Origin of the sequence: Bradyrhizobium sp. WSM2254 (genome assembly GCF_000472645.1) — a bacterium.
In the GTDB taxonomy this organism is placed as follows: Bacteria; Pseudomonadota; Alphaproteobacteria; order Rhizobiales; family Xanthobacteraceae; genus Bradyrhizobium; species Bradyrhizobium niftali.
Genome location: NZ_AXAB01000003.1, coordinates 82,461 through 102,190, shown reverse-complemented (window position 1 = coordinate 102,190; position 19,730 = coordinate 82,461). Strand labels below are relative to the sequence as shown.

Annotated in this window: 23 protein-coding genes; 13 read left to right on the top strand and 10 right to left on the bottom strand. The window is 65.6% G+C overall.

The genetic code is table 11. From position 1 onward, the window contains the following. Window positions 1-84: 84 nt before the first annotated feature. Both radA and A3M7_RS0105410 read right to left on the bottom strand, forming a co-directional pair. The gene (gene radA / locus A3M7_RS0105415; protein WP_025576269.1) at window positions 85-1,530 is read right to left on the bottom strand and encodes a DNA repair protein RadA; all 1,446 of its coding nucleotides are present in this window, start codon (window positions 1,528-1,530) and stop codon (window positions 85-87) included. 20 nt (window positions 1,531-1,550) lie between these two features. Further along, window positions 1,551-2,279 carry a sulfite exporter TauE/SafE family protein gene (locus A3M7_RS0105410; RefSeq protein WP_027543004.1) on the bottom strand — a complete coding sequence of 243 codons (729 nt, stop codon included), beginning with the start codon at window positions 2,277-2,279 and terminating at the stop codon, window positions 1,551-1,553. A 187-nt stretch (window positions 2,280-2,466) separates the two neighbouring features. Here A3M7_RS0105410 and A3M7_RS0105405 point away from each other — a divergent pair, with 187 nt between their 5' ends. The 3 genes from A3M7_RS0105405 (at window position 2,467) to A3M7_RS0105395 (ending at window position 4,131) form a co-directional block, all read left to right on the top strand. Beyond that, window positions 2,467-2,784: a hypothetical protein gene (locus A3M7_RS0105405; protein ID WP_027543003.1), complete on the top strand. Its 318-nt coding sequence runs from the start codon at window positions 2,467-2,469 to the stop codon at window positions 2,782-2,784. A 75-nt stretch (window positions 2,785-2,859) separates the two neighbouring features. Then, entirely contained in the window at window positions 2,860-3,228 is a 369-nt protein-coding gene (locus tag A3M7_RS0105400; RefSeq protein WP_027543002.1) for a GFA family protein, read from the top strand. A gap of 84 nt (window positions 3,229-3,312) precedes the next feature. Beyond that, the gene (locus tag A3M7_RS0105395; protein WP_027543001.1) at window positions 3,313-4,131 is read left to right on the top strand and encodes a DUF4886 domain-containing protein; all 819 of its coding nucleotides are present in this window, start codon (window positions 3,313-3,315) and stop codon (window positions 4,129-4,131) included. Window position 4,132: 1 nt separating this feature from the next. Here the strand turns inward: A3M7_RS0105395 and A3M7_RS0105390 are convergent, their stop codons facing one another. Beyond that, window positions 4,133-4,903, bottom strand: coding sequence for an exodeoxyribonuclease III (locus A3M7_RS0105390; protein ID WP_027543000.1), 771 nt, complete (start codon window positions 4,901-4,903; stop codon window positions 4,133-4,135). 41 nt (window positions 4,904-4,944) lie between these two features. Here A3M7_RS0105390 and A3M7_RS0105385 point away from each other — a divergent pair, with 41 nt between their 5' ends. Continuing rightward, window positions 4,945-5,163: a hypothetical protein gene (locus tag A3M7_RS0105385; RefSeq protein WP_027542999.1), complete on the top strand. Its 219-nt coding sequence runs from the start codon at window positions 4,945-4,947 to the stop codon at window positions 5,161-5,163. A 12-nt stretch (window positions 5,164-5,175) separates the two neighbouring features. On the opposite strand, the gene alr is transcribed toward A3M7_RS0105385, so the two are convergent. Beyond that, the gene (gene alr, locus A3M7_RS0105380; RefSeq protein ID WP_027542998.1) at window positions 5,176-6,453 is read right to left on the bottom strand and encodes an alanine racemase; all 1,278 of its coding nucleotides are present in this window, start codon (window positions 6,451-6,453) and stop codon (window positions 5,176-5,178) included. A gap of 46 nt (window positions 6,454-6,499) precedes the next feature. Further along, window positions 6,500-8,011 (bottom strand): replicative DNA helicase, encoded by a 1,512-nt coding sequence (locus A3M7_RS0105375; protein ID WP_027542997.1) that lies wholly within the window; start codon window positions 8,009-8,011, stop codon window positions 6,500-6,502. A gap of 551 nt (window positions 8,012-8,562) precedes the next feature. Between A3M7_RS0105375 and A3M7_RS0105365 the strand changes: the two genes are divergently transcribed. Next, a complete protein-coding gene (locus A3M7_RS0105365) occupies window positions 8,563-8,769 on the top strand; it encodes a hypothetical protein (protein WP_027542996.1) in 207 nt (68 codons plus the stop codon). Window positions 8,770-8,772: 3 nt separating this feature from the next. On the opposite strand, the gene A3M7_RS0105360 is transcribed toward A3M7_RS0105365, so the two are convergent. Further along, on the bottom strand, window positions 8,773-10,023 hold the full coding sequence (locus A3M7_RS0105360) for a cyclopropane-fatty-acyl-phospholipid synthase family protein (protein WP_027542995.1): 1,251 nt from the start codon (window positions 10,021-10,023) through the stop codon (window positions 8,773-8,775). A 278-nt stretch (window positions 10,024-10,301) separates the two neighbouring features. Here A3M7_RS0105360 and A3M7_RS0105355 point away from each other — a divergent pair, with 278 nt between their 5' ends. From A3M7_RS0105355 to A3M7_RS0105345, 3 genes are all read left to right on the top strand, one after another. Continuing rightward, a complete protein-coding gene (locus A3M7_RS0105355; protein ID WP_027542994.1) occupies window positions 10,302-11,300 on the top strand; it encodes a hypothetical protein in 999 nt (332 codons plus the stop codon). Between the two features lie 110 nt (window positions 11,301-11,410). Next, window positions 11,411-12,007: a TetR/AcrR family transcriptional regulator gene (locus A3M7_RS0105350; protein WP_027542993.1), complete on the top strand. Its 597-nt coding sequence runs from the start codon at window positions 11,411-11,413 to the stop codon at window positions 12,005-12,007. 11 nt (window positions 12,008-12,018) lie between these two features. Continuing rightward, window positions 12,019-12,486 (top strand): PaaI family thioesterase, encoded by a 468-nt coding sequence (locus tag A3M7_RS0105345; protein WP_027542992.1) that lies wholly within the window; start codon window positions 12,019-12,021, stop codon window positions 12,484-12,486. A 77-nt stretch (window positions 12,487-12,563) separates the two neighbouring features. On the opposite strand, the gene rplI is transcribed toward A3M7_RS0105345, so the two are convergent. The 4 genes from rplI to rpsF form a co-directional block, all read right to left on the bottom strand. Next, the gene (gene rplI, locus A3M7_RS0105340; RefSeq protein WP_027542991.1) at window positions 12,564-13,169 is read right to left on the bottom strand and encodes a 50S ribosomal protein L9; all 606 of its coding nucleotides are present in this window, start codon (window positions 13,167-13,169) and stop codon (window positions 12,564-12,566) included. A 50-nt stretch (window positions 13,170-13,219) separates the two neighbouring features. Continuing rightward, window positions 13,220-14,197, bottom strand: coding sequence for a DUF2232 domain-containing protein (locus A3M7_RS0105335; protein ID WP_027542990.1), 978 nt, complete (start codon window positions 14,195-14,197; stop codon window positions 13,220-13,222). 128 nt (window positions 14,198-14,325) lie between these two features. After that, entirely contained in the window at window positions 14,326-14,565 is a 240-nt protein-coding gene (gene rpsR, locus A3M7_RS0105330; RefSeq protein WP_007592020.1) for a 30S ribosomal protein S18, read from the bottom strand. Between the two features lie 5 nt (window positions 14,566-14,570). Then, a complete protein-coding gene (rpsF, locus tag A3M7_RS0105325; protein WP_027542989.1) occupies window positions 14,571-15,071 on the bottom strand; it encodes a 30S ribosomal protein S6 in 501 nt (166 codons plus the stop codon). 329 nt (window positions 15,072-15,400) lie between these two features. On the opposite strand from rpsF, the gene A3M7_RS0105320 reads away from it, so the two are divergent. The 5 genes from A3M7_RS0105320 (at window position 15,401) to A3M7_RS0105300 (ending at window position 19,661) form a co-directional block, all read left to right on the top strand. Then, window positions 15,401-16,108: a TetR/AcrR family transcriptional regulator C-terminal domain-containing protein gene (locus tag A3M7_RS0105320; protein WP_027542988.1), complete on the top strand. Its 708-nt coding sequence runs from the start codon at window positions 15,401-15,403 to the stop codon at window positions 16,106-16,108. 3 nt (window positions 16,109-16,111) lie between these two features. Then, entirely contained in the window at window positions 16,112-17,137 is a 1,026-nt protein-coding gene (locus A3M7_RS0105315; protein ID WP_027542987.1) for a fatty acid desaturase family protein, read from the top strand. 172 nt (window positions 17,138-17,309) lie between these two features. Beyond that, a complete protein-coding gene (fabD, locus tag A3M7_RS0105310; RefSeq protein ID WP_027542986.1) occupies window positions 17,310-18,269 on the top strand; it encodes an ACP S-malonyltransferase in 960 nt (319 codons plus the stop codon). 103 nt (window positions 18,270-18,372) lie between these two features. Continuing rightward, window positions 18,373-19,110, top strand: a complete 738-nt coding sequence (gene fabG / locus A3M7_RS0105305; protein ID WP_027542985.1) for a 3-oxoacyl-[acyl-carrier-protein] reductase — start codon at window positions 18,373-18,375, stop codon at window positions 19,108-19,110. A gap of 311 nt (window positions 19,111-19,421) precedes the next feature. Then, window positions 19,422-19,661, top strand: a complete 240-nt coding sequence (locus tag A3M7_RS0105300) for an acyl carrier protein (protein ID WP_008130699.1) — start codon at window positions 19,422-19,424, stop codon at window positions 19,659-19,661. Window positions 19,662-19,730: the final 69 nt, after the last annotated feature.

The following is a 19,730-nucleotide window of genomic DNA, read 5'->3' as shown; positions in this document are numbered from 1 at the left end:
TTCCCGGCAAGGCCGCAACCACGCAATCCCGTGCTGCTTTTGTGACGGCTGTATAGCGGCGGGGGCCGGGGACGTCACCTCCGGCTACCCCTCTCCACGGCGGAATCTTGCCGGTGTGGCATTTTTCTCTGCCGATCCGCCGGATTCGCCCCGACGAGAGCCGCGGGCGGCGATCTCGGCCACCAAAGTCGTCAGGCTGTTCACGGCATTGAGCGACAGTCCGGCGTCGCCGCCGGCTTCGCCTCGGGCCGATTCGGGCAGCACGGCGCGCTGGAAGCCGAGTTTGGCAGCTTCCTTCAACCGGGCCGGGGTCTGTGCCACCGGCCGGACCACGCCTGAGAGCGAAATCTCGCCGAAATAGACTGCGTCCGTGGGTAACTGGGCGTTAACCAGCGAGGACACCAGCGCCGCCGCCGCGGCCAGGTCCGCCGCCGGCTCGTGGATGCGCAAGCCGCCTGCGACGTTCAGATAGACGTCGTGGCCGGACAGCTTGACCCCGCAATGGGCCTCCAGCACCGCCAGCACCATCGAGAGCCGGCTCGGGTCCCAGCCGACCACGGCCCGGCGCGGGGTGCCGAGCGAGGTCGGTGCCACCAGCGCCTGCAATTCGACCAGGACCGGCCTCGTGCCCTCGATGCCCGCGAACACCGCGGTGCCCGGCGTGCCGAGATCGCGCTCCGACAGGAACAGTTCGGAGGGATTGGTGACCTCGCGCAGACCAAGGCCGGTCATCTCGAACACGCCGATCTCGTCGGTCGGGCCGAAGCGGTTCTTGACGGCGCGCAGGATACGGAATTGCTGCGAGCCCTCGCCCTCGAACGACAGCACCGCGTCGACCATGTGCTCGACCACGCGGGGGCCGGCGATCTGGCCGTCCTTGGTGACGTGGCCGACCAGGATGATGGCGGCGCCGGTCTTCTTGGCGAAGCGGATCAGCGCCTGCGCGGAGGCGCGCACCTGGGTCACCGTGCCAGGCGCGGATTCCACGGTGTCGGTCCACATGGTCTGGATCGAGTCGATCACGATCAGGCGGGGAACCGCGCCCTCCGACAGCGTGGAGACGATGTCCTCGACCGAGGTCTCGGCCGCAAGCTGCACCGGGGCGTCCGACAGGCCGAGCCGCTCGGCGCGCAGGCGCACCTGGGCCACCGCCTCTTCGCCGGAGATGTAGACGATGCGGTGGCCGGCGCGCGCCATCATGCTGGTGGCCTGCGTCAGCAGCGTCGACTTGCCGATGCCGGGATCGCCGCCGACCAGCAGCACCGAGCCGCGGACGAATCCGCCGCCGGTGACGCGATCGAGCTCGGTCATCCCTGAGGAGAGGCGTGGCGCGTCCGGGCTCTTTCCGGCGAGGCTCTCCAGCGCGAACGTCCGGCCCTTGCGCTTGGAGCGGATCGAGACCGGCACGCTGCCGCTCGTGTCTTCCTCGGCAAGCGTATTCCACTCGCCGCAGGACTCGCATTTGCCCTGCCAGCGGTTATAGGCCGCGCCGCAGTTCTGGCAGACGAAGGAAAGCGTGTTCTTGGCCATGGGGACAGGTGAGTCGGTCGTCAGGGGGATTGTGTGGCATTCCATAGCATGGAGAGACCCGCCGCCACCATGATGGCATCCATCACCTGTCGGAACACATCCGCCTTCAAATGCAGCACGAAGCGTTTTGCGATGAAGGCACCCGACATCAGCGAAGAGCCTGCGATCAGGCCCTTGATGAAGACGTCGCTGGTCAGCGCGCCGAAACGTTCGAAGGTCACGGACTTCGCGAAGTAGAGGCCGAGCGAGGAGGCCGCCTCGGTGGCGAGGAAGGCACCCTTGGACAGGCCGTAGAACAGGAACAGCGGCACGCTGAGCGGGCCGGTCGAGACCACGATGCCGGTGAGGTAGCCGATGACGGCGCCGCCGATCGCCATATGCCAGAGATTGGCCTTGAGGTCGTGCCGCGCCAGCCAGTGCCGGACCGGCACCATCGCGATCAGGAAGATGCCGATGGCGAGATCGACGGTGTGCGAGGGCAGCGCCAGTAGCGTGCGCGCGCCGAGCGCTGCGGCCGGAATGCCCGTCACCGAATAGGCTGCGCAGGCCCGCCAGTCGACCTCGCGCCACCAGGCCAGAATCCGCGAGAAATTCGCCATCACGGAGGCCACGGCCATGATCGGCACAGCTTCCTTCGGCCCGTACGCATAGACCAGCACCGGCATCAGCATGATCGACGAGCCGGTGCCGACGATGCCTGAGATGGTGCCGGCGATGAGGCCGACGGTGAGGACGAAGAGGAAGGCCAAGGGCGGGGCTCCTGGAATCGGCGCAGTGTAGCTGGAGGAGGCGCACAGGGCGAACGATCGGGCCGCTTGTCTCGTAGTTAATCGGCGGTGTTGCCGGAACCGCCAATCCGATCTGCTCGGCGGCCTGATCCTTAGAATTTGAAGCGTATTGATCGGAGCCTTCGCTCAAAGAATTTGAGGTCCCGCGATGCCTGATCACCGTTCCTTCTCCGCGCTCGACCGCCATGCCGTGCTCGGCGGATCCGACAACGGTTTTCCCTGGTACGCCGGCGCGATGCTTGCGGTCGAAGCGAGCGAGGTGGTGCGGCTGCGCTGCGAGAAGCTCAGCCACGGCGATGAGGCCGCCGGGCAGGAGGCCGTGCTGATGGTGAGCGAGAAGATCGCCGCAGCCTTCGAGGCTGCCGCAGGGCTGCTTGCGGGGGCAACGCCGGCCGCCATCGTCCAGCGCTATCGCGAGCATGTGGCCGCGAATGCCAGGCGGCTGTCATCGAACGAGACTCCATGACGAATTCTGCTGCTGACAGCATGTTGGCAGCAGGGGCCGGCTATGACCATCTCCTGACAAAACGGAGAGCGGGTTATGCCGATCGAGGCAAGCTGTCATTGCGGTGAAACGGTGTTCGAGGTGACGGAGGCGCCCTCGAGCGTGACGCGCTGCACCTGTTCGCTCTGCGCCAAGCGCGGCGCGTTGTGGGCCTATTACAAGCCGGCGCAGCTCCGCCTGCTGTCGCCGCCGGAAAACGTCGCGACCTATCTCTGGGGCAGCCGCACCGTCAAACACCATTTCTGCGCAAACTGCGGCTGCGGCACCTATTCGGAGTCGCCAGACTGGTCGACCGGCAAGCCGGACTTCGACAATCCCAGGGTCGGCGTCAACGCGCGCCTGTTCGATGATTTCGATCTGGACGCCGTGCCGGTCAACGTGATCGACGGCAAGAATTTGTGGTGAGAATGCTGCCTCCCGTCCTCTTGAGGCTGCCGGAGAAAGCTGATCTGTTTCCGGCCTCGGTGAGCAGAAAAGGGGAGGAAACCCATGATGCGTCTTTTGACGCGAGCGATGCTCGCAATGTGTCTGGGCGTTGTGGCCAGCTTCAGCGCGGCGCAGGCGCAGACCAGGCCGAAGGTCACGACGCTCGGACCTGACTTCCCCAAGGCGGCGTTGTTCGTCGGGAACAGCTTCTTCTACTACAACAACGGCATGCCCGGGCATCTCTCCTTCATGGAGCGGGCTGCGGATGCGGCCAACAAGGCGGCGTATCGCAACACCATGGCCACGATCGGCGGCTCCGGCCTCGACTGGCACGACATGGACAATCTGCTGCGGCCGGGCGGCATCGGCGCCTACTCCTTCGACGAGCAGAACGTCGTGATCTTCAACAAGCCCGGCAAGCAGTTCGACGCGGTCGTGATGATGGATTGCAGCCAGTGCCCGATCCATCCGCAATTGAAGGACGCCTTCGCCGCCTTCGCCAAGAAGGACAGCGAGATCGTCCGCGCCCACGACATGCGGCCCGTGCTGTTCATGTCCTGGGCCTACGCCGACAAGCCTGACATGACCGAGGGACTGGCCGAGGCCTACACGGTCGCCGGCAATGCCAATGATGCGCTGGTCATTCCCGCGGGCCTTGCCTTCGCGCGCGTCCGCAAGCTTCAGCCCGAACTCAACCTCTATGCGCCGGACAAGCGGCATCCGAGTCCGGCCGGCACGTATCTGGCGGCCTGCACGACGCTCGCCGCGCTGACAGGTCGCTCGCCGGTCGGCAATTCCTACATCATGGGGCTCGATCCCGAGATGGCGCAGCTGCTGCAAAAGGCGGCGTGGGACACTGTGCAGGAGTACTACGGCCGCTGATCTAGCGCAGGACGATCCAGGCCGGCGCGTGATCGCTCGCGCCGTCCTCGCCCCGAACCGTCTTGTCGACACCGGCCTTGGCCAGGCGTGAAACGACGGCGGGGCTGAGCAGCAGATGATCGAGCCGCAGGCCCGCATCGCGCGGCCAGCGGTTCCGCTTGTAGTCCCAGAATGTGTAGATGCGCTTGTCCGGATGAAGCTCGCGGACCGCGTCGCACCAGCCTTGCGTGACCAGCGAGGCAAAGGCCGCGCGGCTCTTTGGCTGGATCAGCGCGTCCTTGTCCCAGGATCTCGTCGGATAAATGTCGATCGCCGTCGGCGCCACGTTGTAGTCGCCGGCGAGCACCGCGGGCAGGTCCTGCTTGATGAAGGTCTTGGCGTGGCGCTTCAGGCGCGCGAACCAGTCGAGCTTGTAGTCGAATTTCGGCCCCGGCTGGGGATTGCCGTTGGGCAGGTAGATGCTGGTGACGATGATGCCGCGCACGGCGGCCTCGATGTAGCGCGCCTCGTGGTCGTCACGGTCGCCGGGCAGGCGGTCGCGGGTGAGAACGGGCTCGGCATTACGGGCGAGGATGGCAACGCCGTTCCAGGTTTTTTGTCCACGCCATACTGCGCCATAGCCGGCCTTTTCGATAGCGCCCGCCGGAAATTCGCCATCACTTGCCTTCAATTCCTGGAGCGCGACGACATCAGGCTTAGCCGCGCGCATCCATGCCAGCAGATTGGGCAGGCGGCGGTTGATGTTGTTGATGTTGAACGTCGCGATCTTCATGTAGAGCTGCTGGCTCCTGCCTTCCGACCACCGGAGATACAATGTCCAAGTTGAGCTTTGCTGCCATCGTCGTCGTTGCCGCGTTCTCCGGTGCGGCTTCGGCACAATCGGCCGATCCGCGCGGCGCGTGCAAGGCCGATTACGACAAATTCTGCGCCGGCCTCGCGCCGGGCGGCGGCATCGTCGCCTGCCTCAACGGCAAGCGTGACCAGCTCAGCGCGACCTGCAAGACGGCGCTCGACAGCAGGAAGAAGAAGTAAGCGGCTGACAGCTCAGCTCGGCAGCGGCGGCGGGCTCGCCGGCTGCTCGACCGGCGGCGGCGAGGGCGGTTGCTCGGCGGCCTGTGCGGAGGACGGCTGTGTCAGCGGCTCCTCCACGTTGCCGCCCTTGTAGACGCGGGCATAGCGGTGGCCGAGGCTGGTCAGCACCTCATAGCCGATCGTGCCGAAATGATGCGCGAGCTCGTCGACGGTGATGCCTTCGCCGATCAGCGTCACCATGTGGCCGCGCCGTGCCGCGTTCGGCGGCAGATCGGTGATGTCGATCGCGATCAGGTCCATGGAGACGCGGCCTGCGACCGGGCAGCGCTTGCCGGCAACGATCACCTCTGCGCCGCGCGTGCCGTCGTTTGAACTGGCGGCGCGGAAATAGCCGTCGGCATAGCCGACCGCGATGATCGCAAGCTTGGTCGGCCGGCGCGCGGTCCAGGTGCCGCCATAGCCGACGCTCTCGCCGCGCTCGATATTTCGGGTCTGCACGATGCGCGCCTTGAGGTCGACCACCGGCTGCATCGGATTGTCGGCCTCCGGCGTCGGGTTGACGCCGTAGAGCGCGGCGCCCGGCCGCACCAGGTCGAACTGGAAGGGGGCGCCGAGGAAGATTCCGGACGAATTGGCGAGCGCCGCCGGCACGCCGGAGAATTCGCTGGCGATGCCGCGGAAGGAGGCGAGCTGTTTTGCATTGACCGGGCTGTTGAGCTGCTCGGCCGAGACCAGATGGCTCATCACCAGCGTGATGCCGTGATCGCCGGCATTGATGCGGGGAATGATGGCCTGGGCTTCTGCAAGCGTCAGCCCCAGCCGGTTCATGCCGGTGTCGATGTGAACAGCGGCGCCTCCGTTCCAGCCGGTGCGGCGGCAGAACACGTCCCATTCGGCGAGCTCGTTGAGATCGCCGATCACCGGACGGCAATTGATCTGGGCGTAGTGCTCGCCGGTGTTCTGGAAATAGCCGCCGAGCACGTAGATGGTCGGCTCCGGTACGGCGGCGCGCACCTTGCGCGCCTCCTCGATGGTGGCGACGAAGAAGGTCTTGCAGCCGGCCTTGCTCAGGGCACGCGCGACCTGCGCGGCGCCGCAGCCATAGGCATCGGCCTTGATCACGGCCGAGCATTCGGCCGGCACCGCCGTCTTCTCGAGCTTGCGCCAGTTGGCGATGATCGCGTCGAGGTCGACGGTGAGCACGCCGCCGAAGGCTGCGAGCGCGGCGGCCTCGTTGGCCTCCGCAGAGAGAAGGCCGGATTGCGGGATCATTTTCGGGTCGGACGCAATTGTCATGGCGCCGTTTTACGCAAGAGACCGGTCTGGTTCAAGGAACTCAGTAGTCGTTGCCGCTGCGAGCTGGCAGCTGACTGTCAGGCGCGAGGTCACCGAACCGCGTGACCGAGGCCTCGAAGGCCAAGTCAACGGTGCCTGTCGGGCCGTGGCGCTGTTTGCCGATGATGACTTCGGCCTTGCCGTGCGCAAGACTCATGTCAAGCTGCCACTTCTCGTGTTCGGGCGTGCCTGGGCGGGGCTCCTTCATCGCGAGGTAATATTCCTCGCGATAAACGAACAGGACGACGTCGGCGTCCTGCTCGATTGATCCGGATTCACGCAAATCGGAAAGTTGCGGCCGCTTGTCGTCGCGCGATTCCACCTGGCGCGAGAGCTGCGACAGCGCGATCACGGGAACGTTGAGCTCCTTCGCCAGTGCCTTCAGGCTGGTCGTGATCTCCGTGATTTCCTGCACGCGGCTGTCGCTGGCGCGCTTGCCCGAGCCCGACAGCAGCTGGATGTAGTCGATCACGAGGAGATCGAGGCCCTTCTGACGCTTCAGGCGGCGCGCGCGCGCCATCAACTGAGCGATCGACAGGCCGCCGGTGGCGTCGACATAGAACGGCAGCGACTGCAGCTCGATCGAGACCTGCCGGATCTTCTCGAAATCGGCTTCCGTGATGCCGCCGCGGCGGATGTGGGAGGAGGGGATGCCGGTGCGCTCGGCCACGATACGGGTGGCGAGCTGGTCGGCCGACATTTCGCACGAGAAGAAGCCGATCACGCCGCCATTGGCGGCCTTCGTGGTGCCGTCGGCCTGGAGCTCGGCGACATAGGCCTGCGCGACGTTGTAGGCGATGTTGGTGGCGAGCGACGTCTTGCCCATGCCGGGGCGTCCAGCCACGATGATGAGGTCGGAGTGCTGCAGGCCGCCCATCTTGGTGTCGAGGTCGCGCATGCCCGTCGAGATGCCCGACAGCTTTCCATCGCGCTGAAACGCTTTCGCGGCAAGATCGACTGCGACCGTCAGCGCCTGCGAGAATTTCTGGAAGCCGCCGTCATAGCGGCCGGACTCGGCGAGTTCGTACAGCTTTCGCTCGGCGTCCTCGATCTGCGCGCGCGGCTGGAAATCGACCGGGGCGTCGTAGGCGACGTTGACCATGTCCTCGCCGATGCCGATCAGGTCACGCCGCAGCGACAGGTCGTAGACGGTGCGGCCGTAATCCTGGGCGTTGATGATGGTGGTCGCTTCGGCAGCGAGGCGCGCCAGATATTGCCCGATGGTCATGCCGCCGACATCGGTATCGGCGGGCAGGAACGTTTTCAGCGTGACGGGCGTGGCGATCTTGCCCATCCGGATCAGGCTGCTGGCGGTGTCGAAGATGGTCTGGTGCAGCGGCTCGAAGAAATGCTTCGCCTCCAGGAAGTCGGAGACGCGGTAGAAGGCATCGTTGTTGACCAGGATTGCGCCCAGAAGGCTCTGTTCCGCCTCGATATTATGCGGCGCGCTCCGATAGGTCGGAGTTCCTGCGTCAGGCGCGAGTTTGAGAACGTTCGAATCAGTCAGGGCCATGGTCGGACGTGCTTAGCAATTTTCTTGGGCGGATGCGGGGCCGGGATAAAGCGCCGCCTGCGCCCAAAGCGGAAGCAAAAGCTGACCGCTATCAACCGCTGAGTTAAAATGGTGGATGATTAGCAGCCGCAGCATGCACCGCGCTTGACGGATTTTTCCGGAACTCGCCCCGGCCCGGAAGCGGCCGCGACCGTGCCATGGAAATATCCTGGAAGCGTGAACCTAATGGACTGGCGTGCAGACGTATGAAGAGCGCGCGAAATGACGCACGCTGGCCGCTTTCGGCTTGGGCTCAGACCAGCAGGAGGTAGACCAGCGCAACCAGGGCCGCCCCGACGCCGGTAGCGATCAGGGCGTAGTCGGTGCGGAGGTCGTCCTGCACGTCGAATGAGGTTCGGGTCTCTTTGCTCATGGCGACGGTCTAGGCCAGGCCCGACCAGACTTATGTGAAGCAGATCACATCTCTCCGGATTCTTTCGGGGTAGCGCCGGAACGGGCGGGCAGACAGGGGATTGTCCCCGGTAACCCGTCATCAGGGAGACGAGGCAGCGATGCGGCCAGAACGGCAGCACCAGATCTGGCGAAGCGAAGCAGGCAGCCGGCTTTGGCTGTCCGGGCTGATCGCGGCCATGCAGCACGCCGAGCGCCCCGAAGTGCGCCGCCAGCCGGTCGCGCCCGAGATCCTGGTGGAACTGCGGGCGCAGTTGGCGTTAACGGCTTCTTTCCGCTCGTCCCCGATTTCGACCCTGCGTCACTAGACTTTATTCACCAGCCAGCTTCAGCCTTGGCTTGGCGCCGCGTTCGATGGCCCGCAGGCGGGCTTCTTCGTGCCCGACGTAGTCGCGGGTCATCGGTACCACGCCCTGACGCTTGGTGAGCTGGATCTGGAAGTTCATCATGTGCTGCTTGCGGAACGTCATCTCGCTGGCCGCCAGATAAAATTCCCACATCAGGGCGAAGCGCTCGTCGTAAAGCTGCACGGCCTCCTCGCGCCGCGCCATGAAGCGCTCCCGCCAGGCCTTCAGCGTCTCGGCGTAATGCAGCCGCAGGATCTCGATGTCGCAGACCAGGAGGCCCGCGCGCTCGATCGCCGGCAGCACCTCGGACAGAGCGGGGATATATCCGCCCGGGAAGATGTATTTGGCGATCCAGGGATTGGTGGAATCCGGGCCCTGCGAACGGCCGATCGAGTGCAGCAGGATGACACCGTCCTCGCTCAGGAGTTCGGCGCAGCGCTGGAAGTAAGCGTCGTAGAACCTGACCCCGACATGCTCCAGCATTCCGACCGAGACGATGCGGTCGAACGGCCCGTCAATGTCGCGATAGTCCTGGAGCAGGAATTTGGCCGATCCGGTCAGGCCCTTTTCGGCCGCGCGCGTATTGGCGATCTGCAACTGCTCTGTCGACAGGGTGATGCCGGTGACGTCGGCGTCTGCGATCTCGGCGAGATAGAGCCCAAGCCCGCCCCAGCCCGAGCCGATGTCGAGCACGCGCTGGCCAGCCGTGACGCGCAGCTTTGCGGCGATGTGCCGCTTCTTGGCGAGCTGCGCATCGTCGAGCGTGCTCTCCGGCATCTCGAAATAGGCGCAGCTATATTGCTTGTCGGCGTCGAGGAAGAGCGAATAGAGCCGGGCGTCGAGATCGTAGTGATGCGCGACATTGCGACGCGCGCGCGAGCGCGGATTGAACTGCTTCAGGTGCCGCGTCAGGTAGCGCAGGTGCCACCAGGGCTTTGCCCACTGCGGCAATAGGTCGGGTTGATCGAGCAGGATCGCGAGGGCATCAGCTATGGTGCCGCGCTCGACGACGAACTCGCCGTCCATGTAGGCCTCGCCAAGCCCGAGCTCGGGATTGATGAGGATCTTTCGTTCTGCGTCCGCAGTGACGAAACGGACTGCGATCGGCTCGCTCGAGCCGTCGCCGACGGTGAACTTCGCCCCCTTCGCCGTGGTCACCGTCATCGACCCGCGGCGAATGAATTGAGACAGGAATTGACGCAACAAACGGTCCATCGACCCTTTCCTCTCGAGCGAACCCGAAAAGATGCGACTAACCCGGCTTTCACATCAGACGCTCAGGTCCCGCTCCGGTTCCTATGCGTTTGCATCCAAATCTAGGGATGGTCGTCCCCTCCCGCTATTGCGCTGTATTCAAAGCCGATATTCCAAAAGCGCTTAATCACATCCTTGCGCGCGGGGCCTGCTTCCATTCGCGGCTCAATCGGCTAAAAGGTGACCGCCGCCGCGCCGGACGCCGGCGCATTCGCGGAAATTCAATGGAGATGATGGGAATGTCGAGCCGAGCGCTCAGCCTCGCGACGGTAGTGCTTCTGATCGGCTTCGGCGCGACCGATGCCGTTCTTGCGCAGGCAACGAACCTCGAGGCCGGCAAGGCCCCATCCCAGCTCTTCGCGCAGACCTGCAATGCCTGCCACAAGAGCCCGAGGGGACTGCTGAAGACTGTTGCGCCGGGTTCGCTGCCGGGTTTCCTGCGTCAGCACTACACCACCAGCTCCGACATGGCCGGCGTGCTGGCCTCCTACCTTGTTTCGAACGGCGCCACCGACACGCGCTACCAGGCCAAGGATGGTGGCAAGGACGGCAAGGACAAGAAGGACGGCGCCAAGGACAAGGAAGCGAGCACCAATCCTGCGCAGTCGCCTGAGCATCAGGGCCGTCGCCAGCGCTCCCAGGACGCCGCCAAGCCGGAAGGTGAGGCTGCAGCTCCCGCGACCGAGGGCGCGCGCCAGAAGCGCGCCGCGCGGCCTGCCGAGGAGGGCGGTCCAAAGCCCGAGGGCCAGGCAGCGCCTGAGGGGCGCAAAGCCAAGCGTCGCGGCAAGCCCGGGACCGAGGAGGCGCCGAAGGTCGACGCCGCCGCGCCGGCCACTGAAGAGAAGAAGAGCGAGCCGAAGGCCGAGTCCAAGCCGGAGTCCAAGCCCGAGAGCGCCAAGGTCGAACCCGGTCGTGACGAGTCCAAGCCAGAGAAGGCGACTGAGAAACCCGCCGAGCCGAAGCCGGAGAGCGCCAAGGTCGAGCCGCGCAGCAGCGACGCTCCGGCGCTGCGGCCCGATCCGGTGCCGCAGGTGACGCCGGCCCCGCCGGCGGCCGCCACGAAGCCGGCCGAGCCGGTCGCGCCCAAGGCGGCGGAAGAGGCGGCTCCCAAGCCTGCCGCGCCGGCCGCAAGCTCCGAACCGGCGGCCAAGCCGCAGGAGGCGGCGCCGCCCGCGACCGCTGCGGCCCCGCCGCCTGCGGAGTCATCAGGACCGCCGGCGCCGCCGATTTCGCGCTAAGCCAACCCGCATTGTCGGATCGCGTTGCGAGGGTCGCGTTCATCGCGGCCCTCGCATCGTCTTGACCGCGATTAGAGCGGTACTCTAGAGTAATACTCTAGGAGGCGCCGATGTCGGCAAGCGTGCGTGACGACCTGTTGGCGGCGGGGCTGATCGTGTTCGACCGCGTCGGCTTCGAAGCTGCGACGGTGGCTGCGATCCGCGCCAAAGCGCGCGCCTCCAACGGCAGCTTCTTTCATGTCTTCGGGTCGAAGAAGGAATTGGCCGGCGCGTTGTTTCTGGAGGTGCTGCGGCATTATCACGCCGCAGTGCTGGCCGCGCTCGATCCCGTGCCTGACGCCGAACAGGGCATCGATCGCCTGATCCGGGCGCATCTCGACTGGGTCGTCTCGAGCCGGCGCGAGGCCCGCTATCTCTTCGAGATCTCGCGCAGCGAATGGGGCGAGGACGTCCGCGACGCCCAGCGCGCGCAGAATGCGCGCCTTGCCGAAGGCATCGAACGCTGGCGCGCGCCGCTGGTTGCCGGCGGCGAGCTCCTGCCGATGACGCCGGTGACGTTCATCAGCCAGCTCATCGGCCCGGCGCAGATCTTCTGCCGCGCGTTCCTGTCGGGGCGCGATCGTGCCGATCCGCGGAGCGAGACCGACACGCTGGTCGCCTGCGCCATCCGCGCGCTGCGGCCGCCCGATCGCATCAACAAACAATAAGGAGAGATGTCATGCGAGCCGAAGCAGATCCGGAATTTGCCGCCGTAGCCGAGCGCATCCACGCCAATGTCGGCCGCCAGGGCTTCATGAACCTCGTTGGCGCCGAGCTCTCGGAATTGTCGCGCGGCACCTGCACGATCGCGGTGGAGCGCCGGCCGGAGCTGCTTCAGCAGCACGGCTTTTTCCACGGCGGCGTCACCGCCTTTCTGGTCGACAACGCCACGACGATTGCGGCCGCCACCTCGCGCGGCCAGCCGGCGCTGACGGCGGAGTACAAGCTCAATTTGTTGTCGCCCGCTGTCGGCGAGAAGCTGATCTGCCGGGCAAGGGTGATCAAGCCGGGGCGCCAGGTCTCCGTGGTCGCAGCCGACGTGTTCTGTGTCAGCGACGGTGTCGAGAAGCATACGGCAACCGCGCTCGCCTCGATCGCGATGCTGAGCGAGGACGTCGCCGCCCAAACGAAAAGCCCGGCCGCTTGAAGCGGCCGGGCTTTTGATTCGTCTTCGTGATTCCGGGTTCGATGCTTCGCATCGCCCCGGAATGACGAGTTGACGTTTTACTTCTCGGTCTCTTCCGCGGCCGGGGCCGGCTCGACGTCGTCGTGCTGGGCTTCCGGATCGAAGAACTCGCCGGCGGCGGCGATCGCCTCGGCGGCCGCATCGCGGTCCTCGTTGCGGGTCGAGATGTCCTCGCCGCGGTTGATGCGCTCGGCTTCGTCCTGGCTGCGCGCAACCGTGACGGAGATCTCGACCTCGACCTCGGGGTGCACGGCAACGGTGATGGTGTGCTTGCCGATGGTCTTGATCGGCGCGTCGAGCTGGACCTGCGGACGGGACAGCGCAACGCCGTCGGCTTCGAACGCCACGACGATGTCACGCACGTTGACCGAGCCGAACAGCTGGCCGGCTTCCGAGGCCTGGCGGATCACGATGATGTTCTTGCCCTGGATCTTCTCGGCGACCTTGGACGCCTCGGCCTTGGACGCGAGGTTGCGGGCCTCGAGGTCGGCCTTCATGCCATCGTACTTGGCGCGGTTGTCGGCGGTGGCGCGCAGCGCCTTGCCGCGCTTGAGCAGGAAATTGCGGGCATAGCCGTCGCGAACCTTCACGACTTCGCCCATCTGGCCGAGCTTGTTCACGCGTTCCAGCAAAATGACTTCCATATTCGTTCTCCTTTGAAGTGCTCAGTGAGTTCGGGGTTTCAGGGTTGGACTTAAGGGGTCGGCAGCGGCGGCGGCTGGCGGCTGCGCAGGAAGCGCTCGCGGAAGCCGAACACGGCATCCGCAAGGCCCAGGATCACCATCGCGATGACAGGCCATCCGAACACGACGACGACGGCGTAGGTCGAGCCGAGCCAGAACGTGCGGCTCTTCAGCGCGAGCGTCAGCGTGTGCAGCACGGCAAAGCCGGTCAGCGCATAGCTCATCATCAGCGCCGCCGTGGTGATCTGCGCGATGATCGCGAGCAGCCCGCCGGTGAAGCAGAAGGCGAGCGCGATGCAGAGCGCCACGAGCGTCATCGGCGGCAGCTCGGCCGTCATCAGATCCGGCCAGGGGCGGCGCAGCCGGCCCGACGTCGCCGTCACCTTGGCGCTGAGCCAGAGGTTGAGGGTCAGCGTCATCATTGCGACGATGGTGGCGGCGGCTGGCGCGATGCGCACCAGTGCGTCGACGAACTGGTCGGCTTCGCCGGAGGCTTGCGGATCCGTGGCGCGGAGGATGCGCATCAGGCCGCGCCGCAGCGTGCCCAGGATGGTGTCGGCGTCGGTGCCGAGCGTGAGCAGGGCGGCGATCGTGGTCAGTGTGGCGAAGCCCGCGATCCATAGCAGGATGCGGCCGACCGGATACCATTCGAGCTCTGGCTCGGCCGGCGGCTCGGTGGCGGCGTCCGGCGTGACGTGTCCCACCTGCCGGCTGAGCAGGACGAGATGGCCGAGCCACCAGGCCGGCAGCGCGACGGTGACGGCGAACGCGATGCAGTAGGGCAGGCCGAACAGGGCTCCGAGGCCGATCGCAGCGGCGATGCCGCCAAGGCTCGCGCAAAGCGGTCCCCAGCCGATCGCGGCGACCATCAGCGGCAGCGGTGCCAGATAGAACAGGACGAGCGAGATCAGCGCGCCCGAAACGATCGAGGCGAACATCAGGGCCGACGCGGCGCCGGCGATCAGGGCTATCAGTCCAAAGGCCATCATCAGCTGTCCCGCTCCCTTCGAGCGGTTAGAGGCAACGCGCCCCAACCATCGGCGACCGGACGACCCGGAAGCCTTATGAAACTTAGAGAGTGCGGCCGGCGGCGATGTCGCCGCCGGCCGAATTCGTCTTAGCGAATGACGTAGGGCAGCAGGCCCAGGAAGCGCGCGCGCTTGATGGCGCGGGCGAGCTCACGCTGCTTCTTCGCGGACACTGCGGTGATGCGGCTCGGCACGATCTTGCCGCGCTCGGAGACGTAACGCATCAGCAGCTTGGAGTCCTTGTAGTCGATCTTCGGAGCATTGGCGCCCGTGAACGGGCAGCTCTTGCGACGACGGAAAAACGGACGGCGTGCACCAGCTTCAGCCATTGATCTTACTCCCCATCCGTCGTGGTTTCAGCTTCTTCGCGCGGACGGCGCGGACCGCGATCACCGCGGAAGCCGCCACCGTCGCGATCGCCGCCACGGAAACCACCCTCGCGGTCGCCACGGAAGCCACCTTCGCGCTCGCCGCGGAAGCCGCCGCCACGGTCATCACGCTCGCGGTCACGGTCGGCCTTGCGCATCATTGCGGACGGGCCTTCCTCGAGCTCCTCGACGCGGACGCTGAGATAGCGGATCACGTCTTCGCTGATGCGCTCCTGGCGCTCGATCTCGGCGATCGCCGCGGACGGCGCGTCGATGTTGAGCAGCACGAAGTGCGCCTTGCGGTTCTTGTTCATCCGGTAGGTGAGGGAGCGAACGCCCCAGTTCTCGGTCTTGGTGATCTTGCCGCCGAGACCCTCGACGATGCCGGTCATCTGCGCAGTCAGCTCTTCGACCTGCTGCGGGCTCGCGTCTTGGCGCGCGAGAAAAACATGCTCGTAAAGAGGCATGGAAGTCCTTTCCTCATGTTAGCGCATCGCCCGGCGTCAAGCCCTTAAGAGACCTTCGGAAAGGACTCTGGGATTAAGCTCAGAAGGCGGAAACACGGGACGACGGGCCGACTGGCCCTGCCACACCAAAATCACGAATGATTTGTTGAGACCGTCCGTTCAGCTCCCGGCCGGGGTCTGCGGATGCGCGCCTTATACGGATTTTGACCGGCTTTGCAAGGTTGGAGGGCCAGGTTTCGGCCCTTGGCGCCCGTGTGGGGGACGGGGCGAACCCCTCAGCTTGATTTATTTGTTTGTATAGCATACAAATAAATCAGCGGGAGGATCCAATGGCAGACAAATCTGCCCACGCCCCATCCGAGACGGCGGCCGGCGACCCCAGGCATGCGGCGCGGGCCACACGCTCGGCCGGCCGCAAAATGCGCTCGCTGCTGCTGGATGCGGCCAGCCCGTTGTTCCGGGAGCGGGGGCTGTCGGGCGCCTCGATCACCGACATCGCGGCCGCCGCGGACGCATTTCCGAGCCAGATCACCTATTATTTCCGCACCAAGGAGGCGCTGTTCGTCGAATGCGCCTGCCGCGAGCTGCTGTATCTGGCCCGCGCGACCGAGCAGGCTGCGCTGAAGGCGCGCACGCCGCGGGACTACACCCATGCGCTGGCCGAGACGGTGACGGCGAGCGATTCGGTCGCCTTCTTCGCCGAGGCGTTGACGCTGACGCGGCGTCGCCAGGATCTCGCGCCGCTGGTCGAGCGCACCATCGAGCGTCTGCACGCCGAGGGCGCGCGTGCCTATGCGAGCCAGGTCGCGCGCCACGGCTGGCGTTCCCTGCGCGCGCCCGACGAGAGCTCGCGGCGGTTCTGGGCCGTCGCCATCGGCGTCATCCTCGAGGGCTATGCCATGGGCCGCTCGCCGGATGAGCTCTGCGCCGAGATGCTGCGCGTGCTTGGCGAGCAGGCGAAATCCGCCGGCGAGGCCGCGCGCCTGCGCCTCGTCGACGACCGCGACGCATCGACCACTTCGGATGAGGAGAGCTAGGCCATGACCGCGCTTCGCATGCGTGCCCGCGATTTCCTGACCGAGGACCAGCTCGTCGACGTGCGCCAGCGCGTAACCTGGAAGGGGGTCGCACTGATCGCGCATGCCTGGGCGCTGATCATCGGCGCGATCGCGCTGGTCGCGTGGTGGCCCAATCCGCTCACTTATATCTTCGCCGTCGCCATTATCGGCTCGCGCCAACTGGGCCTGTCGATCCTCATGCACGACGGCGCGCATGGTTGTCTCTCCGCCGACGAGAACACCAATTTGACGCTGAGCCAGTGGTTCTGCGCTTATCCGGTTTTTGCGGAGACGCGCGCCTATCGCCGCTATCACTTGCAGCACCACGCGCGGACCCAGCAGGAGGACGATCCCGATCTCGTGCTGTCGGCGCCATTTCCGATCACGCAGCTGAGCTATCGCCGCAAGTTCATTCGCGACATCACCGGGCAGACCGGCTACCAGCAGCGCAAGGCGCAACTGCTCAACGCACTCGGCCCGCAGGACTGGCCGTGGCGGCAGCGCGCTGCGCATTTCTGGGAGAAGCTCGGCCCGCAATGCCTCGTCAATGCCGCGATGTTCGGAGCGCTTGCGGCGGCAGGCGTGTGGTGGGCCTATCCGCTGCTATGGCTGGTGCCGCTGCTGACCTGGATGATGGTCATCACCCGCATCCGCAACATCGCCGAGCATGCCGTCGTCCCCGACAGCAGCGATCCGCTGCGCAACACCCGCACCACGCATGCCAATTTTCTCGAGCGCCTGTTCATCGCGCCGTATTACGTGAACTATCACCTCGAGCATCACCTCCTGTTCTACGTGCCCTGCTACAATCTGCCGAAGGTCCATCGCCTGCTCAGCGAGAGCCGGCATGCCGGCCGCATGGAAGTGCAGCCGAACTACGCCGCCGTGCTGCGGCTCGCCACCGCCAGGCCGAACCGAGACGACCGGCCGGGGCAATTGGCCAGCAGCGCGCGCCGCGCGCGGGCTGGCGCCGAGGTCGGCGCAGATCAGAAGGCGGGCGGGTTTTAAGGGGCGCATCCCCAGTTGGATACCGGTCGAGGTTCCCATCTTGGCTTGACATTGCAGGCCCGGACGGTGTCTACGGCCCCCTTTGACGCACGATCCGGAACCATGGCCCAAGGCCGCGCGTAATCGGCTGCCGGTTCTCGCAGGGATCGTGCTCGACAAGCAGGGAGCGCCGATGACGGCAGCATTCACATTTCCGGGGCAGGGGTCCCAGGCGGTTGGCATGGGCAAGGCCCTGGCCGACGCCTTCCCGGTGGCGCGCGCCGTATTCGACGAGGTCGATGCAGCGCTTGGGGAGAAGTTGACGGCCATCATCTGGGATGGCCCGGCCGAAACCCTCCAGCTCACCGAAAACGCCCAGCCGGCGCTTATGGCGGTTTCTGTTGCCACCCTGCGGGTGCTCGAGGCTGAAGCCGGTTTTTCCGTAGGACGGGATGCGGCCTTTGTCGCCGGCCATTCGCTTGGTGAATATTCGGCGCTGGCCGCAGCCGGCAGCCTGACGGTTTCCGACACGGCGCGGCTGCTTCGCACCCGCGGTCTCGCAATGCAAAAAGCCGTGCCGGTCGGCGCCGGCGCGATGGCCGCGCTGCTCGGTCTCGATTACGAGGCCGCCATGGAGGTCGCCAATGAGGCGGCGCAGGGGCAGGTCTGCCAGGCCGCCAACGACAATGGCGGCGGGCAGGTGGTCGTCTCCGGCGACAAGGCGGCGGTCGATCGCGCCGTCGAGATCGCCAAGACCAAGGGCGCCAAGCGCGCGATGCTGCTGCCGGTGTCCGCACCCTTCCACTGCAAGCTGATGCAGCCGGCTGCCGACGCCATGGCGGAGGCGCTGGCCAAGGTCACGATCAAGGCCCCGGCAGCTCCGCTGGTGTCGAACGTGCTGGCGAGCGCCATCACCGATCCCGACGAGATCCGCCGCCGCCTGGTCGAGCAGGTCACCGGAACGGTGCGCTGGCGCGAGTCGGTTGCCTATATGGCAGGGCAGGGCGTGACCCGTTTCTTCGAGATCGGCGCCGGCAAGGTGCTGACGGGTCTCGTCAAGCGTATCGCCGACGGCGCCGTCGGTGTCGCCGTGGGCGGGCCGAACGACATTGCGGCGGCCAAGGATGCACTGGCCGCTGCGAAGCAGGCCTGAAGCGCGATGATTCGTCATCGCGCCTTGGTTCTTTAAGTTTGCGCACGATCTTTCCGGAAAACCGCTGCGCACTTTTCCGGATCGTGCTTTGAAGGAGTTATCGATGTTCGATCTGACTGGCAAAAAGGCGCTCGTCACCGGCGCGACCGGCGGCATCGGCGGCGCCATCGCGCAGGCGCTGCACGCGCAGGGCGCCACGGTCGCGATATCAGGGACGCGGAAGGAAGTGCTGGATGAGCTTGCCGGCAAGCTCGGCGAGCGCACCTTCGTGCTGCCCTGCAATCTGTCCAAGGCCGACGAGGTCGAGGCGCTGGTGCCCGCCGCGGAAGCCGCGATGGGCCAGGTCGACATCCTCGTGGCCAATGCCGGCATCACCCGCGACAATCTCTTCGTGCAGCTTCGCGACGAGGATTGGGAGGAGGTCATCAACGTCAATTTGACCGCGACCTTCCGCCTGGCGCGCGCCGCCACCAAATTGATGATGCGCAAGCGCTTCGGCCGCATCATCGCCATCACCTCGGTGGTCGGCGTCACCGGCAATCCCGGGCAGGGCAACTACACCGCGTCGAAGGCAGGCTTGATCGGCATGATCAAGACGCTGGGTGCCGAATACGCCAAGCGCGGCGTCACCGCCAACTGCATCGCGCCCGGCTTCATCAAGACGCCGATGACGGACGCGCTCAATGACAAGCAGCGCGAGACGATTCTGACAAAGGTTCCGGCAGCCCGGCTGGGGACGCCCGAGGACATTGCGGCCGCCGCCGTCTACCTGAGCTCAAACGAAGCGGCCTACGTCACCGGACAAACCATCCATGTCAACGGCGGCATGGCCATGATCTGAAGCCCTCGTTCCGTACCGCCCACATGGCGGTGCGGGATGCGGCAAACGGCCGTTTCCGGTGCGAAATGAGGCTTGTAGTCAAGGCAATTGAAGTATGGTAACCGGACCTTCAACGGATGGGCAAAGAACGCCATTGCAGGTTTTTGAAACCCTGTATATTGGCGATGCGGAGCCTTGGCCGTCGTTCGCCGGGCCCTGCATCGGTTAGGATGGGGCCAAATCAAAGTCCGTAAGCGAAGGCAGTCAACGACCACGACGGCTCGTATCGTCCCGGGGGGTCGGGTCTACAGGGAACAACACGAGGTTATGCAATGAGTGACATTGGCGAGCGGGTTAAGAAGATCGTGGTCGAACACCTTGGTGTTGAACCCGAGAAGGTTGTCGACGCCGCGAGCTTCATCGACGACCTCGGCGCCGACAGTCTGGACACCGTCGAGCTGGTGATGGCGTTCGAAGAAGAATTCGGTTGCGAGATTCCGGACGACGCCGCGGAAACGATTCTCACCGTCGGCGACGCCACGAAGTTTCTCGAGAAGAACGCGAAGAGCTAACGCTCTTCTTTTTCGCGGGGACAACATTGAAACCGGACGGGCCGCTTCGCAGCGGTCAGCCGGTTTCTT

Coding starts and splice junctions, on each gene's coding strand:
- radA (WP_025576269.1), bottom strand. CDS start 1,530: ATGGCCAAGAACACGCTTTCCTTCGTCTGCCAGAACTGCGGCGCGGCC.
- A3M7_RS0105405 (WP_027543003.1), top strand. CDS start 2,467: ATGCCTGATCACCGTTCCTTCTCCGCGCTCGACCGCCATGCCGTGCTC.
- A3M7_RS0105400 (WP_027543002.1), top strand. CDS start 2,860: ATGCCGATCGAGGCAAGCTGTCATTGCGGTGAAACGGTGTTCGAGGTG.
- A3M7_RS0105395 (WP_027543001.1), top strand. CDS start 3,313: ATGATGCGTCTTTTGACGCGAGCGATGCTCGCAATGTGTCTGGGCGTT.
- A3M7_RS0105390 (WP_027543000.1), bottom strand. CDS start 4,903: ATGAAGATCGCGACGTTCAACATCAACAACATCAACCGCCGCCTGCCC.
- A3M7_RS0105385 (WP_027542999.1), top strand. CDS start 4,945: ATGTCCAAGTTGAGCTTTGCTGCCATCGTCGTCGTTGCCGCGTTCTCC.
- A3M7_RS0105375 (WP_027542997.1), bottom strand. CDS start 8,011: ATGGCCCTGACTGATTCGAACGTTCTCAAACTCGCGCCTGACGCAGGA.
- A3M7_RS0105365 (WP_027542996.1), top strand. CDS start 8,563: ATGCGGCCAGAACGGCAGCACCAGATCTGGCGAAGCGAAGCAGGCAGC.
- A3M7_RS0105360 (WP_027542995.1), bottom strand. CDS start 10,023: ATGGACCGTTTGTTGCGTCAATTCCTGTCTCAATTCATTCGCCGCGGG.
- A3M7_RS0105355 (WP_027542994.1), top strand. CDS start 10,302: ATGTCGAGCCGAGCGCTCAGCCTCGCGACGGTAGTGCTTCTGATCGGC.
- A3M7_RS0105350 (WP_027542993.1), top strand. CDS start 11,411: ATGTCGGCAAGCGTGCGTGACGACCTGTTGGCGGCGGGGCTGATCGTG.
- A3M7_RS0105345 (WP_027542992.1), top strand. CDS start 12,019: ATGCGAGCCGAAGCAGATCCGGAATTTGCCGCCGTAGCCGAGCGCATC.
- rplI (WP_027542991.1), bottom strand. CDS start 13,169: ATGGAAGTCATTTTGCTGGAACGCGTGAACAAGCTCGGCCAGATGGGC.
- A3M7_RS0105335 (WP_027542990.1), bottom strand. CDS start 14,197: ATGATGGCCTTTGGACTGATAGCCCTGATCGCCGGCGCCGCGTCGGCC.
- rpsR (WP_007592020.1), bottom strand. CDS start 14,565: ATGGCTGAAGCTGGTGCACGCCGTCCGTTTTTCCGTCGTCGCAAGAGC.
- rpsF (WP_027542989.1), bottom strand. CDS start 15,071: ATGCCTCTTTACGAGCATGTTTTTCTCGCGCGCCAAGACGCGAGCCCG.
- A3M7_RS0105320 (WP_027542988.1), top strand. CDS start 15,401: ATGGCAGACAAATCTGCCCACGCCCCATCCGAGACGGCGGCCGGCGAC.
- A3M7_RS0105315 (WP_027542987.1), top strand. CDS start 16,112: ATGACCGCGCTTCGCATGCGTGCCCGCGATTTCCTGACCGAGGACCAG.
- fabD (WP_027542986.1), top strand. CDS start 17,310: ATGACGGCAGCATTCACATTTCCGGGGCAGGGGTCCCAGGCGGTTGGC.
- fabG (WP_027542985.1), top strand. CDS start 18,373: ATGTTCGATCTGACTGGCAAAAAGGCGCTCGTCACCGGCGCGACCGGC.
- A3M7_RS0105300 (WP_008130699.1), top strand. CDS start 19,422: ATGAGTGACATTGGCGAGCGGGTTAAGAAGATCGTGGTCGAACACCTT.